We start from the raw sequence: 14,051 nt of genomic DNA on the forward strand, positions 1-14,051 counted from the left end.
GGCCTCGGTGAAGGACTGCCCGTAGGTGAAGTCCATGCTCACGTCGCGCACCTCCATGCTCGCCCCCGGCACCTTCGACCCGAAACGCAGCGTCACACCCTCGTCGGGCTGGATGCGCAGCACGAGCGCGTTCTGTCCCAGCTCGCTGATGTCCGAACGCGGGAACATCTGCTGGGGCGCGGCCTGGAAGACCAGCGCCACCTCCGTGACCCGGCGCCCCAACCGCTTCCCGGTGCGCAGGTAGAACGGCACCCCGGCCCACCGGCGGGTGTCCACCGCCAGCTTGAGCGCCGCGTAGGTCTCGGTGATGGAATCGGAGGGGATCCCCTCCTCCTCCAGGTACCCGGGCACCTGCGAACCGCCCTGCCACCCGGCCGCGTACTGCCCGCGCGCGGTGCCGGTCGACAGGTCCTCCGGGAGGGAGACCGCCGAGAGCACCTTCTCCTTCTCGGCCCGGATCGCGTCCGCGCTGTAGGAGACCGGTTCCTCCATCGCCACCAGCGCCAGCAGCTGGAGCAGGTGGTTCTGGATCACGTCCCGGGCCGCACCGATGCCGTCGTAGTACCCCGCTCGCCCGCCGACACCGATGTCCTCGGCCATGGTGATCTGCACGTGGTCGACGTAGCTACGGCTCCACAACGGCTCGAACAGGGTGTTGGCGAACCGCAGCGCCAGGATGTTCTGGACCGTCTCCTTGCCCAGGTAGTGGTCGATCCGGAAGACCGACGAGGGCGGGAAGACCTCGTCCACGACCGCGTTGAGCTCCTGGGCGCTGGCCAGGTCGTGTCCGAACGGCTTCTCGATCACCACCCGCCGCCACGGCGTCGTCCCACCGGGGCCCTCCCCCTGGCGGGGTTCGGCCAGACCGGAACGCTTGAGCTGGGTGACCACGGTCGGGAACAGCTTCGGCGGCAAGGACAGGTAGAACGCGTAGTTGCCGCCCGTGCCGCGTGCGGCGTCGAGCTCGTGCACCGTCGAGGCCAGCTCCTCGAAGGCCTCCTCGTCGTCCAGCTCGCCCTGGACGAACCGCACACCCTCGCTCAACTGGCGCCACACGTCCTCACGGAACGGCGTGCGCGCGTACTTGCGCACCGCCTCGTGCGCCTCGTGTGCGAAGTCCTGGTCCTCCCACTCCCGGCGGGCGAACCCCACGAGACCGAACCCCGGCGGCAGGAGTCCCCGGTTGGCCAGATCGTAGATGGCGGGAAGCAGTTTCTTGCGGGCCAGGTCGCCCGTGACACCGAAGAGCACCAGCACGCTGGGGCCCGCGATACGCGGCAGTCGGCGGTCCAGGGCGCCTCGGAGCGGGTTCGGTACCGCTCCCGGCATCACCGGTTCTTTCAAGCTGACTCACGCTTCCTGTCGAGAGTGGCCGGTGGACGGTGATCGGCCCCCGTGCCCGTGCCCCCGCGGTCGGGGACACGGGCACGGGGCGGGTACGGGAGGCGGTCGCCGAGAGGGTCAGGACAGGCTGTCGAGCTTGTCCGAGACACCCTTGAGCAGGCTGTCCCAGGAGTCGACGAACTTCTCCACGCCCTCGTCCTCCAGGACCCCGAACACCTCGGTGAGGTTGATCCCGGCGGCCTCCAGCGCGGCGAAGTCCTCCCGCGCCGACTGGTAGGTGCCCAGGACGGTGTTGCCCTCGATCACACCGTGGTCGGCCACCGCGTCCAGCGTCGCCTGCGGCATCGTGTTGACGGTGTCGCGCGCAACCAGCTGGGTGACGTAACGCGTGTCGTCGTAGCCCGGGTCCTTCACACCGGTAGAGGCCCACAGCGGGCGCTGCGGCTTCCCGCCCAGGTCGGCCAGAGCGCGCCACTCCTTGGAGTCGAAGGCCTGCTCGTGAGCCTCGTACGCCAGGCGGGCGTTGGCGATGGCCGCCTTGCCCTTGAGAGCGAGTGCCTCGTCGGTGCCGATCGTGTCCAGGCGCTTGTCGATCTCGGTGTCGACACGGCTGACGAAGAACGACGCCACCGACTGGATACGCGACAGGTCGTGGCCGTTGGCGCGGGCCAGCTCCATGCCTTCCATGAACGCGTCCATGACCTGGCGGTACCGGTCGAGGGAGAAGATCAGGGTCACGTTCACGCTGATGCCGTGGCCCAGCACCTGGGTGATCGCGGGCAGGCCCTCCACCGTTGCCGGGATCTTGATCATCACGTTCGGACGGTCCACCAGCCACCACAGGGCCTTGGCCTCGGCGACGGTGCGTTCGGTGTCGCGGGCCAGACGCGGGTCGACCTCCAGGGAGACCCGGCCGTCGACGCCTCCGGTGGAGTCGTGGACCGGGCGCATGAGGTCGGCGGCCCACCTGATGTCGTAAGCGGTCAGCATGCGCACGGCCTCGTCGACCGAGACCCCTCGCGCGACCAGGTCCTGGACCTGCTCGTCGTAGGCGTGGCCCTCCGACAGGGCCTTGTCGAAGATCGTCGGGTTGGAGGTCACGCCGACCACGCTGTGGGTCGACATCAGCTCGGCCAGGTTGCCCGAGCGCAGACGCTCGCGGCTGAGGTCGTCCAGCCAGACGGACACACCCGCCCGGCTCAAGGACTCCAGTGCCTCGTTGCTCATCTTTCTCGCGCCTTCCTCAACGGGCGGTGTCCGCCCTCGTCACAGGGGCGGGCCCCGCCGGAGTCCACCCGGGCGGGGCCCGTTACGGGCCGGTGCCGGGCTAGCGAGCGGCCTTGGCCGCGCTGTCGCGGACCGCCGCGACGACCGCCTCGGAGGTGATCCCGAACTTCTCGTACAGGGTCTGGTACGGGGCAGAGGCACCGAAGTGCTCCAGGCTCACCGACGAACCGGCATCGCCGACGTACTCGCGCCAGCCCAGGGCCACACCGGCCTCCACGGACACGCGCGTGCGCACCGATGCCGGCAGGACCTGCTCGCGGTAGTCCTCGCCCTGAGCCTCGAACCACTCCACGGACGGCATGGAGACCACACGGGTGGGCGTGCCGGCCTCCTCGAGCTCCTTGCGGGCCTCGAGCGCGATCGGGACCTCGCTGCCGGTGGCGATCACGATCGCCTCGGGGGAACCCCCGGAGGCCTCGGCCAGCACGTAACCGCCCTTGACGGCTTCCTCGGCCGGGGCGTACTCGCCGCGGTCCAGGACGGGCAGGTTCTGGCGGGTCAGCGCCAGCGCGGAGGGGCGGTCGGAGGTCTCCAGGACCTTGCGCCAGACCACGGCCGTCTCGTTCGCGTCGGCCGGACGGATCACGTCCAGGCCCGGGATCGCCCGCAGCGCCCACAGGTGCTCGATCGGCTGGTGGGTGGGGCCGTCCTCACCCAGGCCGATGGAGTCGTGCGTCCACACGTAGGTCACCGGAAGCTGCATGATCGCGGCAAGACGCACGGCCGGACGCATGTAGTCGCTGAAGACCAGGAACGTGCCGCCGTAGGGGCGCGTGGGGCCGTGCAGGGCGATGCCGTTGAGGATCGAACCCATACCGTGCTCGCGCACACCGAAGTGCAGCACCCGCCCGTGCGGGTTGCCCGGGAACATCGTGCTGGCCCGGTCGAAGGGCAGGAAGGAGGGCTCACCCTTGGGCGTGGTGTTGTTGGACCCCGCCAGGTCGGCCGAACCGCCCCACAGCTCCGGCAGCTCCGGCGCCAGGGCGCTGAGCACCTCGCCGCCGGCCTTGCGCGTGGCCATGCCCTTGGCGTCGGCCTCGAAGGAGGGCAGCTGCTCGGTCCAGCCCTCGGGGAGCTTGCCCGACTGCAGGCGGTCGAAGAGCTCACCGTGCTCGCCCGCGCCGCGGCGCCAGGCCTGGAAGGCGTTGTCCCACTCGCTGCGCGCCTCGCGGCCCCGGTCCAGGGCCTTGCGGGTGTGCTCGATGACCGCGTCCTCCACGTGGAAGGGCTCGTCGGTCAGGCCGAGGATCTCCTTGGTGGAGGTGATCTCGTCGGCCCCGATGGCCGCGCCGTGGATCCCGCCGGTGTTCTGCTTGTTGGGCGCCGGCCAGCCGATGACGGTGCGCAGGCGGATGAACGTGGGGTGCTGGGTCTCGGCCTTGCCGCGCAGGATCGCGCGGTAGAGCGCGTCGACGTCCTCGACGTACTCGCCGGTGGCGGTCCAGTCGACCTCCTCCACGTGCCAGCCGTAGGCGCGGTAGCGCTCGGCCACGTCCTCGCTGTGGGCGATGCGGGTGTCGTCCTCGATGGAGATCTGGTTGTCGTCCCAGATCATGATGAGGTTGCCCAGGTTCTGTGTGCCGGCCAGGGCGCTGGCCTCGTGGCTGACACCCTCCTGGACGTCGCCGTCGGAGCAGAACGCGTAGATGTGGTGGTCGAAGGGGCTGGCACCGGGGCCGGCCTCGGGATTGAACAGGCCCCGCTCGCGGCGGGCGGCCATGGCCATGCCGACGGCGTTGCCCACGCCCTGGCCCAGGGGGCCGGTGGTGGTCTCCACGCCGGGGGTGTGGCCGACCTCGGGGTGGCCGGGGGTGATGCTGCCCCACTGGCGCAGTTCCTTGAGGTCGTCCAGGCCGACGCCGTAACCGGCGAGGTAGAGCTGGATGTAGAGGGTCAGGCTGGAGTGGCCGACCGACAGTACGAAGCGGTCCCGTCCGACCCAGTCGGGCGCCGCCGGGTCGTGGCGCATGACCTTCTGGAAGAGGAGGTAGGCGGCGGGAGCGAGGCTCATGGCGGTGCCGGGGTGTCCGTTACCCGACTTCTCTACCGCGTCCATGGCCAGGGCGCGGACGGTGTTGACCGCGCGGAGGTCGAGGTCCGACCACTCCAGTTCTTGCGGGGTGTGGGCGTTCACGGACTGTCGTCTCCTTCTCGGGCACCCGTTCGCCCGGTGGGCGGGGTGGGTCGTGTGCGGGCGTGTCGGGGCCGTCGCCGCGCCGTCGGGGCCCGGGACCGGTGTGGACCGCGGGTGACGAGAGGGGTGTCGTCGAGGAGGGTGGGGCGCCTGTACCGCCGAGCGCCGCTCAGGTGCCCTGTCGGACGACGCCGCCGTGTGCGACGGCCGCCGAGGTCGGCGAAACCACGACGGGTTCGGCCAACTGTGAGCCTATCGTTCGTGGTCGGTGATGTCGTTGCCCGACACCTTGCTCTACCAGTCAGTAATATTGGCAGGGCCGCTCCACACGGTCCTGCCGGGGCTCTCCCAGCGCGGCGCGTGGCACGCTGGCAGCCGCTGGGGGCCTGTGCGACCCTGCTGTACACCCCGGGCCGCCGGACCAGGGTCTTTGGTTGTCGGGGGGCTGGTCCTCGGCGCGCGAGAAGTAGTACTACAGTATGTCGTTGACGGGGTTTTCCGCCGGTCCGGGCACCGCGCGGCCGTTCGACCCCGCGTGGCGAGCAGTGTCGAGAATCCCTAGAGTTGTCGAGGTATCCGCGTGTCTGAATCCGAGCCGGTACCCCCCGTGGGGCCCCGACTGCGGCGTAGCCGTCCGGCCGTGAGGACACGGTAGATGGCCCTCGCAGACCGAGCCCAGCACACGGCCCCCGCCGGCACTGACGACACGAGCCCCGAGGCTTCCCGCAAGGCCTCCCTGGGCGAGTACGTACGTGCCTACGTGGCCCTGTCCAAACCCCGCGTCATCGAGCTGCTGCTCATCACCACCATCCCGGTGATGTTCGTCGCGGCCGGGGGAGTGCCGCCGTTGTGGACCGCGGTCGCCACCCTCCTGTTCGGGACGATGTCCGCGGCCAGCGCGAACGCGATGAACTGTTACATCGACCGCGACATCGACCGTGAGATGCGCCGCACCCGGCAGCGTCCCGGCGCGATGCAGCTGGTCACCCCCCGCGGTTCCCTCGTCTACGGCCTGGTGCTGTCGATCGGTTCCACGGTCGGGTTCGCCCTCTTGGTCAACTGGCTCGCGGCGGCCCTGTCGGCCTTTGCGATCCTGTTCTACATCTTCGGTTACACGATGCTGCTCAAGCGGCGCACGGCGCAGAACGTCGTGTGGGGCGGCATCGCCGGGTGCATGCCCGTGCTCATCGGCTGGGTGGCCGTGACCGGGAGCCTGGCTTGGGCGCCGTTCGTGCTCTTCCTCGTGGTGTTCTTCTGGACACCGCCCCACACCTGGGCCCTGGCCATGCGCTACCGCGAGGACTATGCCGCCGCCAACGTGCCCATGCTGCCCGTGGTGGCCACCGACCGCCGGGTGCTGCTGGAGTGCGTACTGTACAGCTGGGCGACCGTGGCGGTCTCCCTCGTCTTCTGGCCGGTGGCCGGTACGACCGTCGTCTACGGCGGCGTCGCCCTGGTGCTCGGAGCGCTGCTGCTGGTACAGGCGCACCGCATGTACAACCGTTCCCGCGCGGGCGTGACCGGTGCCAAGCTCAAGACGATGGGCTTCTTCCACCTCACCAACGCCTACTTGGCCCTGCTGTTCGTGGCGGTGACGGTCGACCCGATCATCGCGGGCCTGATCACCTGAGCCCTTCCGCGCGCTTGCGTGTGGCCGCCGTCCGGGCCCTTCCGGAGGCGGCCACACGTGTGTACGGGGACGGTCACCGATGGGGACGGTGAACTCACCGAAGGGGTCTGACTTCGGGTGGACGTGCACCTCGTGGGCGGCGTCGACGGCCGCCTCCCGGGCCGTCCCTCAGCGGCGCCAGGCGAGCGCTGCCGACCACGCCACCAGGCCGGTCAGCACCACAGCCATCGGCACGTGCGCCTGCAGTACCCCGAAGGTGCCGGTCGCCGCCTGCGCGAGCCCCAGCAGGAGGGCCGGCACACTGATCACCAGCAGCGCGGGCGCACCCCTGCGGGCACGGCCCGGCCCCCACCACAGCCACGCAGCCGCGCCCAACTGCACGGCGGCGACCGCGTGCATCACGAACGCGCCGTAGTAGTGCAGGTACAGCGCCTCCATGCTGATGGGCGTCGTGACCAGGTTTCCGGCGGTCACGCCCTCCCACAGGATCACGGCCAGGTGCGCGAGCACGGCCGTCCGCAGCAGGGCCAGGGCGGCCGGGGTTTTCGAGGGTGCGTTGGTCTCCATCGTCTGCCTTCCGGTCGGGTGCGAGCGGGGTCCGACGGTCCCGCGGAGGCGGTGTGGCCCGGACCACCGTCGGGGTACGGGGTCCGGGCCGCTCACCAGGGTCCTTCCTACTACGATCGGTGCCCATGCCCCGTCTCGACACCAGAGCCATTCTGCAGGGACGCAACTCCCGGCGCTCGACCGCCCTCCTGGTCGGTACCACCGTCAGCGTCGTGTGCATGGCCGGAATGTTCGTCTATCTGTGGATGCTCGCCATGGCCGGGGGAGCGGCCGCCGGCATCGACGGGGCCACCGGGTTCGTCGTCAGCCTCCTGGCGGCCGTCGTCCCCGTCAGCGTGCTGATCCCGCTCATCCTGCTGCTGGACCGCCTGGAACCAGAACCCCGTTCCGTGTTGTTCTTCGCCTTCGCCTGGGGAGCCGGTGTGGCTGTCGTGGCCTCCCTCGTGCTCAACGCCTGGGGGCTGCGCAGCGTCGCGGTGCCGCTCTTCGGTCCCGACACCGGCGGCATGATCGCCACCTCGGTCGTCGCGCCGGTCGTGGAGGAGAGCGCCAAGGGGCTGGTGCTGCTGCTCCTGCTCTGGCGGCGCCGCCACGAGATCGACACGTACACCGACGGCGTGGTCTACGCCGGCATGGTCGCCACCGGCTTCGCCTTCACCGAGAACATTCTGTACTTCCTCGGCGCGTTCTTCGAGGGCAACCTCGCCGCGACCTTCGTGCTGCGTGGGATCGTCTCCCCCTTCGGCCATCCGGTCTACACCGCCATGATCGGGATCGGGGTGGCCTACGCGGCGATGCACACCGCGCGGACGCGGGCGCTCGCCCCGGTCGCCGGCTGGGCAGCGGCCGTTGGCCTGCACGGCATGTGGAACGGTGCTGCCCAGACCGGGTGGACCGGGCTGGGCCTGGCCTACGCGGTGGTTCTCGTGGCGGCCCTCGGGATCGTGAGCCTGTCGGCGCGCGACCGGCGGGCCCAGGTCGCCGCGATCGGGCGCTACCTGCCCCCGTACATGTCGACCGGTCTGGTCACCCGGGCCGACATCACCATGCTCGGCTCCATGCCCGAGCGGCGCGAGGCCCGGGAGTGGGCCTCGCGCAACGCCGGTCCGAAGGGGCGTGCGGCGATGAAGGAGTACCAGCTCGCCGCGACGGAGCTGGCCCTGCTGCACCAGAAGATCGACGCCGGGCGCCCCCGCGGGGACTGGAAGGTGCGGCGCGATTCCTACCTGGCGCTCATGCACGTCTCCCGGGACACGTTCCTGGGCCGTATGCACCAGCCGGTCACGCCGGGGTGGGCGGAGAGCCCCACGGACTCCGGGTTCCTGCGCCGCTCCGACTTCGCTCAGGTCATTGCCCAGGCGCGGGCTCAGCAGGGGTACGAGCCCCGTCATGCTCCTCGGGGGGGTTCGTGACGGTTCCGCCGGGCGCTTCCAATCGGGTGGTGGAGAAGTACAGGCGCGCGATCGCGATCCAGGTCAGGGCCGAGCCGAGCACGTGCAGCACCACCAGGGACTCCGGGAGGGCCAGGGCGAACTGGGTGTAGCCGATGGCGCCCTGCACGATCACGAGCCCGACCAGGGTCAGGGAGGCCACGCGCACCGGGCGGGCAGCGCCGGTGCGCAAGGCCAGGAACGCGGCGACCACGGCGGCCACCAGCGTCAGCCAGGCCAGGCCGGAGTGCACGGGCGTGATGATCTCCAGGTTCAGGTCCCAGCGGGGCGCCATGGCGTCGCCGCCGTGCGGGCCGGTGCCGGTGACCACGGTTCCGGCGATGAGCAGCAGGAACCCGACGACGACCAGGGCGACGGAGATCGCGTGCAGGAGCGGGTTCACCGTCACCCGCGGCTTGCCTTCCGGCTCGAGGATGCGCACGTAAAGGGCGACGGTGATGAAGACCATCACCATCGACAGCAGGAAGTGGGAGGAAACCGCGGCGGGGTGCAGGTCGGTCCAGACGGTGATGCCGCCGACCACGCCCTGGCCGAGCACGCCGACAGGGATGATCCCGGCCAGGATCGTCAGGTTGCGTCGGCGCGGGACCGAGCGGAGTACGGCGACGAGGGTGATCACACCGACCGCGAGAACCAGGAAGGTCAGTGTGCGGTTGCCGAACTCGACGGCGGCGTTGAAGGCCGCGTGGCCGGTGTTGACCGGCACGAAGCTGTCCGGTGTGCAACGGGGCCACTCTGAGCAGCCCAGTCCCGACTCGGTGACGCGCACGGTGGCGCCGGTGACGGCGATCCCCGCGTTGACCGCGATGTTGCCCAGGGCCCAGGCCCGCAGGGACCGCGTGGTGGGGGTCCAGATGGTGCGTGCGAGGAAGACCAGGGCGATGACCCCGGCGGCCGCCAGGGCGATCTGCCAGCCCCACAGGGGCATGCCCAGGACGACGATGTCGTCGAGGTCCACCGCTGCCGGGGGAAGGGTGCTCTGGGCCGTCGCGGCCGCCGGGGAATCAGACATACGACAGACTGTAGTACACCGAGTGCGCGTCAGTGACGCGGCCCTACCGTAGTCGCCACCTGCAAGGACGTGGAGGCTCCACGCGGGATCTACGACGTAAAGAAGAGGCTTCGGTTCACCCTGGCCACACAGGGGGGCGGGCGCTGATGTGATGTGGGCTCCTCGACCGGACCAGACCCGGTCGCAGAACACTCCGCCCCGATCGGGGCGCTCCCCGGCCGGGCGGGTCAGGCGGGCGCGGTGGCGGCCACCGCGAGCACGACCGGCAGGCCCGCGGTCGAGGCCCAGGCGATGCCGGTCTCCACCCGGCTCCGTCCGGTGTGGAGGGTGAGCGGGGCGTGGAACATCCACCAGCGTTTTCCCCGCACTCCGAACGGCCACGCCAGCGGCACGCCCGACGGGGTGAGCCAGTCGCCGAGCACGTGGGTCAGCGAACCCACGAACACCACCAGGCCCACCAGCCAGAAAACGGGGCCGGAGCCGGTCGCGAACAGCAGGGTCGCCGCGGCCGGCACGAACGCGGTCACCGTCGCCACCCGCTTGCGCAGACGCGCTGTTCCGACGAACGTCCACGCCCCCGTCACCGTCGCGAGCCCGAGCGCGGACATCGCCAGGACCACGAGCGCGGCGCCCCACGGCACGAGCGAGATCAGCGCGGCGAGGACACCGAAGGCCAGGCACCCGGGGAGCGTGTGCGTCAGGAACCGGTGACCCCCGTCCTGCGGTCGCCGCCGCTCGGTGGGGGTGGAGGTCCCCCGGTACACCGCGCGCGAGAGGGCCTGCACACCCACCGCGACCCACTCGGTCACCCAGCCCAGCGACCGGCCCACGGCGCTGCCCGGGGTGTCCAGGTCCGGCAACAGGGCCGCACCCGCGCCGACCGCACCGCACACGAGTCCGTGCACGGGGTCGGAGGTGACCAGGAGCCCGGTGACCCCTCCGGTGAGCAGGCCGGTGGCGGCGTGGCTGGTGCCCATCATCTCGGCAGCACTCTCCAGGAAGGGACGCAGGGGCGGGGCGAACTCCGGAGATTCTCCCGGATACGCCGACCCGCACAGAACGGAGGTGCCACAGGCCTCCGGAACGCGGATGGTCGGCCTCCCGCCCATGGAAGCCAGGAGATCCACCCCCGAGGGGCAGTCGGACCGGGAGGCGGCGTGCTCGCGCTGCCTGGAACCGTCCGGGGCGCGCCGCCCGGCCGGGGTTGACCGCCCCCGGAAACCCCGTCAGTGCTGGACGGGCGCCTCGTGCACGGTCTCGCCGTGGGGCGCCTCGAGCAGTTCCACGGAAGCGGGGGTGAACGAACCGGGGACGCTGATGGTGCCCGACGTGGTCTGTCGGGGCAGCAGGGTGAGGGTGCTGATCTGGTCCTCGGCGGCGCCGGCTCCGTCGGCGGAGCCGTGCCGGTCCCCGGAGGCGTCCACGAGCACGAAGTGGGAGGGACTCACCTCGAGCTCGCCGTCGGTGCGGTTGGCGACGGCCACGTGCACGGTGGTGTGTTCGGCGACCTGACCGTGCTCACCGTCCCGACCGGCACCTGGCGTTGCCACGGTGGTGTAGCCGGGGCTCTGAGTGCTGTCGGTGCCGCTGTCGGGGGTGGCGGGGACGAACTCGGCCGGTGCCACGGTCAGGCCGACGGGCGCATCGGGGTCCTCGGTGGGCACGGCTTCCTCGCCGAGGCTGCTCTCGGCCCGCTCGGGGGTGTCGTGGGAGCCGGGGAGGGGCGGGGGCCAGGGATCCGTTGCGATCGAGGCCAGGGAGACCGTGCCGAGCGCGACGGCGCCGGCGAACGCGGTCAGGCCCAGTGTGCGGCCCGGGGCCGCGGTTCGGCGTGGTGGCTTCGGCACGGTTGCGGGCCCTCCTGGTCGGAGCGCCTCTGGCGCTCCGTCTTCGACCGGATCTTCACAGAGAGTAACGACGGTGCCTGTGGGTGTGGGGGAGGGTGCGGAGGTTCGGCGGGGCGTGGGAGCGGCGGTCCGGCGGGAGGGGCCGTGGACACGAAGAGGGGACGGCGGGTCGAACCGCAGGACCGCCGTCCCCCTTGGACTGCTCTTAGGTGTTGGCGTTGCTGATGCACTGGTTGAGCAGGTCCAGGTCGAGGTTGATCAGACCGAGGGTCTGCTGCTCCTGGACGCAGGCCTGGACCACGTCGGTGTCCCATTCCTTCTCGTGGGCGGAGGCGGTGCCGATGCCGGCGCCGACGAGGCCCGCAGCGAAGAGACCGGTGATCGCGAACTTGGCGGCCTTGCGCATGTCATCCCTCTCTGGGTTGCTACAGCGATGTGGGCTCGATGCCCACACAGCAGATAACCGTTCGGTTACGGTTCGAAACCCTCAGTGAGAAAATGCAGGTCCGACGGGGTCAGAATTTGGGAGAGCATGCCCTGTTATGTCGCCCGGGAAGGCGGCGTCCCGGCGTCGGGAGGCGGGGTTTCGGCCGTGCCCTTCGTTCCCTCGTCGTCGTTCCGTGAAGAGGTCCGGGTCGAACCGGCGCTGGCCGCGATCACACAGGCCACCGCGATCCACTGCCACACGGTCAACATCTCGCCGAGGAGTACCAGGCCCACCAGAGCGGCCGCGGCCGGCTGGAGGCTCATCAGGATCCCGAACACCCGCGGGGGCATGCGGCGCAGGGCGGTCAGCTCCAGCGTGTAGGGCACGACCGAGGACAGCACGCCCACGGCCAGTCCGATCAGGACCAGGCGCCAGTCGAGCAGAGCGGCCCCGCCCTCGGCGATCCCGGGCGGGCCCAGCAGAATCACGCCCACGACGCTGCCGATGGCGAGCCCGGACGCGCCGCTGAAACGCTGTCCGGTCGCCGCGCTGAGCAGGATGTACCCGGCCCAGGCCACCGCCGCGAGGGCGGCGAACAGCACGCCCACCGGATCCAGGTCGGCGCGTTCCATGCCCAGCGCGACCACCCCGGTCCCGGCCAGGGCCGCCCAGAGCAGGTCCACCCGTCGGCGAGAGCCCAGGATCGCGATCATGAGCGGGCCCAGGTACTCGATGGTGACCGCGATACCCAGGGGGATGCGGGCGAAGGCCTGGTAGATGAAGACGTTCATCAGTGCCAGTGCTGTGCCGTAGCCGACCACGACCGTCCAGTCCCCGCGTGTGCGCGCCCGCAGGGCCGGCCGCACCAGAACCACGAGGAGCACCGCCGAGGTGACCAGTCGCAGCCACACCACCGCCGTGGGCGGAAGCTGCTCGAACAGGCCCTTCGCGACGCCGGCGCCGGTCTGCACGGACACGATGCCGATCAGCACGAGCCAGGTCGCGGGGACGGCCTCGGCGGCCGAGCGCAGGGTCAGGGGTGTTCCGGAGGAGCGCATCACGAGTCATCCTACGTTTTCGGTGACCCGGTCCTCCTCCTGCCCCGTGGTCTCGTCGGTCGCGCGCCGCCGGCCCGAGCTCGGGTCCACCAGCGCCCACAACAGCATCAGCCAGGCCAGTGCCACCACCCCCGGCTGCAGGAAGGTCATGACCAGCCCGATCGCGGTCAGATCGCCCGCGCCCGAGGTCACCTGTCCCGCGATCCACAGGAACGGCAGGGCTGCGGCCAGCAGGTTGGTCGCCAGTGCTGCCCAGGCCAGGACCCGGCGCCGCGGTGGGCGCCACAGCAGCAGGGCACCGCCCGCGGCGAACAGGAACAGGGGTGGCCCCAGGTGGCGGACCAGTACGAACCAGGGGACTCCGATGGCTTCCATGGGGCCCGAGGCTACCGAGCGCACGCGGCCCACACGGATCACGGCAGAAGCCGCGAAAGGGCGCAATTACAGTGAGATGGTCCCGGTGTGCCCGAGCCCGTCCGTTTCCCCGCTGGAGCCCCCGCCGATGTCCTCACCCCACCCCAGTCCCGACGACGCCGAAGAAGAAGGCCGGGTCCCGCGCTGGCCCATGGTGGCCGGCGCACTGGCCCTGCTGCTGGGTGTGACCGTGGGCGGCTACACGGCAGGGGCGGCCGTCAACGAGCTGGAAGCCGTCGAGGAGGAGGAACTGGAGGTCTCCTCCGGCATCCTCGTCGATCCTCCCGGCGGCCCCGAGGAGGACGATGAGGTCGAAGAGGAGCCCGGCCCCGAGCCCTTGCCCGAGGGGGTCGAACCCGGCACACCCCACGTGCTGCAGAACGTGCACGGCGACCGCGTGATGGACGTGGCCGGCGGTTCGACCGACTCCGGTGCGCACATTCACCTGTGGGACCGCCACGACGAGGAGAATCAGCAGTGGCGCCTGCACCCGGTCGACGACACCCACGTGGAGATCGAAGGGGTCGAGAGCGGCCTGCTCCTGGAGATCGCCGAGGCCGAGGACGATCCGGGCGCGGTGCTCGAGGAACGCGACGGTGAACCCCGCCAGCACTGGATCGCGGTGGAGATGCAGGACGGGGCGGTGCGCCTGGTCAACCGGGAGTCCCGCAACGCCCTGGAGGCCGAGGCCGGCGACCCGGAGAACCGTTCGCCGGTCGTGGAGGCCGCTGACGCCGGCCGGTCCCACCAGCAGTGGCGCCTGCTGCCCCTGGACGCCCCGCCGGAGGACGGCCCCGGCCAGGACGGCGGCGGTGACGGGCGCGGAGGCCAGGGAGAAATGGACGACGACGGGGGCGACGAGCGCCGCACACCCCGGTAG

The 14,051-nt window shown here is 70.9% G+C and carries 13 protein-coding genes; 3 read left to right on the top strand and 10 right to left on the bottom strand.

Annotated elements, in window-relative coordinates:
• The 3 genes from zwf to tkt all read right to left on the bottom strand — a co-directional run.
• Positions 1-1,329, bottom strand: a 1,329-nt coding sequence (gene zwf / locus D474_RS28885) for a glucose-6-phosphate dehydrogenase (protein WP_017614454.1), incomplete at its 3' end; no start/stop codon positions are given.
• 132 nt (positions 1,330-1,461) lie between these two features.
• Entirely contained in the window at positions 1,462-2,571 is a 1,110-nt protein-coding gene (tal, locus tag D474_RS0115465) for a transaldolase (protein WP_017614455.1), read from the bottom strand.
• A 100-nt stretch (positions 2,572-2,671) separates the two neighbouring features.
• Positions 2,672-4,765 (bottom strand): transketolase, encoded by a 2,094-nt coding sequence (gene tkt, locus D474_RS0115470; RefSeq protein ID WP_017614456.1) that lies wholly within the window; start codon positions 4,763-4,765, stop codon positions 2,672-2,674.
• A gap of 655 nt (positions 4,766-5,420) precedes the next feature.
• On the opposite strand from tkt, the gene D474_RS0115475 reads away from it, so the two are divergent.
• Complete coding sequence (locus tag D474_RS0115475; protein ID WP_017614457.1) at positions 5,421-6,395, top strand: heme o synthase; 975 nt, start codon at positions 5,421-5,423, stop codon at positions 6,393-6,395.
• A 168-nt stretch (positions 6,396-6,563) separates the two neighbouring features.
• Here the strand turns inward: D474_RS0115475 and D474_RS0115480 are convergent, their stop codons facing one another.
• Positions 6,564-6,962, bottom strand: coding sequence for a hypothetical protein (locus tag D474_RS0115480; protein ID WP_017614458.1), 399 nt, complete (start codon positions 6,960-6,962; stop codon positions 6,564-6,566).
• A 125-nt stretch (positions 6,963-7,087) separates the two neighbouring features.
• On the opposite strand from D474_RS0115480, the gene D474_RS0115485 reads away from it, so the two are divergent.
• Positions 7,088-8,374, top strand: a complete 1,287-nt coding sequence (locus tag D474_RS0115485) for a PrsW family intramembrane metalloprotease (protein ID WP_017614459.1) — start codon at positions 7,088-7,090, stop codon at positions 8,372-8,374.
• On the opposite strand, the gene D474_RS0115490 is transcribed toward D474_RS0115485, so the two are convergent.
• The 6 genes from D474_RS0115490 to D474_RS0115515 form a co-directional block, all read right to left on the bottom strand.
• Positions 8,310-9,425, bottom strand: coding sequence for a COX15/CtaA family protein (locus D474_RS0115490; protein ID WP_026118520.1), 1,116 nt, complete (start codon positions 9,423-9,425; stop codon positions 8,310-8,312). The two genes, D474_RS0115485 and D474_RS0115490, sit on opposite strands and share 65 nt — an antisense overlap.
• A gap of 227 nt (positions 9,426-9,652) precedes the next feature.
• Positions 9,653-10,405 carry a metal-dependent hydrolase gene (locus D474_RS0115495; protein ID WP_017614461.1) on the bottom strand — a complete coding sequence of 251 codons (753 nt, stop codon included), beginning with the start codon at positions 10,403-10,405 and terminating at the stop codon, positions 9,653-9,655.
• 246 nt (positions 10,406-10,651) lie between these two features.
• Positions 10,652-11,272, bottom strand: coding sequence for a hypothetical protein (locus tag D474_RS0115500; protein ID WP_017614462.1), 621 nt, complete (start codon positions 11,270-11,272; stop codon positions 10,652-10,654).
• Positions 11,273-11,477: 205 nt separating this feature from the next.
• Positions 11,478-11,678 (bottom strand): hypothetical protein, encoded by a 201-nt coding sequence (locus D474_RS0115505; protein ID WP_017614463.1) that lies wholly within the window; start codon positions 11,676-11,678, stop codon positions 11,478-11,480.
• Positions 11,679-11,812: 134 nt separating this feature from the next.
• Entirely contained in the window at positions 11,813-12,757 is a 945-nt protein-coding gene (locus tag D474_RS0115510; RefSeq protein ID WP_017614464.1) for an EamA family transporter, read from the bottom strand.
• 6 nt (positions 12,758-12,763) lie between these two features.
• Positions 12,764-13,132 (bottom strand): hypothetical protein, encoded by a 369-nt coding sequence (locus D474_RS0115515; protein ID WP_017614465.1) that lies wholly within the window; start codon positions 13,130-13,132, stop codon positions 12,764-12,766.
• Positions 13,133-13,259: 127 nt separating this feature from the next.
• Here D474_RS0115515 and D474_RS0115520 point away from each other — a divergent pair, with 127 nt between their 5' ends.
• The gene (locus D474_RS0115520) at positions 13,260-14,051 is read left to right on the top strand and encodes an RICIN domain-containing protein (protein ID WP_026118521.1); all 792 of its coding nucleotides are present in this window, start codon (positions 13,260-13,262) and stop codon (positions 14,049-14,051) included.

The organism is Nocardiopsis salina YIM 90010, from assembly GCF_000341025.1.
Taxonomy (GTDB): Bacteria; Actinomycetota; Actinomycetes; order Streptosporangiales; family Streptosporangiaceae; genus Nocardiopsis; species Nocardiopsis salina.

What these genes read in the sequence shown, in the direction of transcription:
- D474_RS0115510 (WP_017614464.1), bottom strand. Translation starts at nt 12,757, where the DNA reads ATGCGCTCCTCCGGAACACCCCTGACCCTGCGCTCGGCCGCCGAGGCC.
- D474_RS0115475 (WP_017614457.1), top strand. Translation starts at nt 5,421, where the DNA reads ATGGCCCTCGCAGACCGAGCCCAGCACACGGCCCCCGCCGGCACTGAC.
- D474_RS0115520 (WP_026118521.1), top strand. Translation starts at nt 13,260, where the DNA reads ATGTCCTCACCCCACCCCAGTCCCGACGACGCCGAAGAAGAAGGCCGG.
- D474_RS0115495 (WP_017614461.1), bottom strand. Translation starts at nt 10,405, where the DNA reads ATGATGGGCACCAGCCACGCCGCCACCGGCCTGCTCACCGGAGGGGTC.
- D474_RS0115480 (WP_017614458.1), bottom strand. Translation starts at nt 6,962, where the DNA reads ATGGAGACCAACGCACCCTCGAAAACCCCGGCCGCCCTGGCCCTGCTG.
- tal (WP_017614455.1), bottom strand. Translation starts at nt 2,571, where the DNA reads ATGAGCAACGAGGCACTGGAGTCCTTGAGCCGGGCGGGTGTGTCCGTC.
- D474_RS0115515 (WP_017614465.1), bottom strand. Translation starts at nt 13,132, where the DNA reads ATGGAAGCCATCGGAGTCCCCTGGTTCGTACTGGTCCGCCACCTGGGG.
- D474_RS0115485 (WP_017614459.1), top strand. Translation starts at nt 7,088, where the DNA reads ATGCCCCGTCTCGACACCAGAGCCATTCTGCAGGGACGCAACTCCCGG.
- D474_RS0115505 (WP_017614463.1), bottom strand. Translation starts at nt 11,678, where the DNA reads ATGCGCAAGGCCGCCAAGTTCGCGATCACCGGTCTCTTCGCTGCGGGC.
- D474_RS0115490 (WP_026118520.1), bottom strand. Translation starts at nt 9,425, where the DNA reads ATGTCTGATTCCCCGGCGGCCGCGACGGCCCAGAGCACCCTTCCCCCG.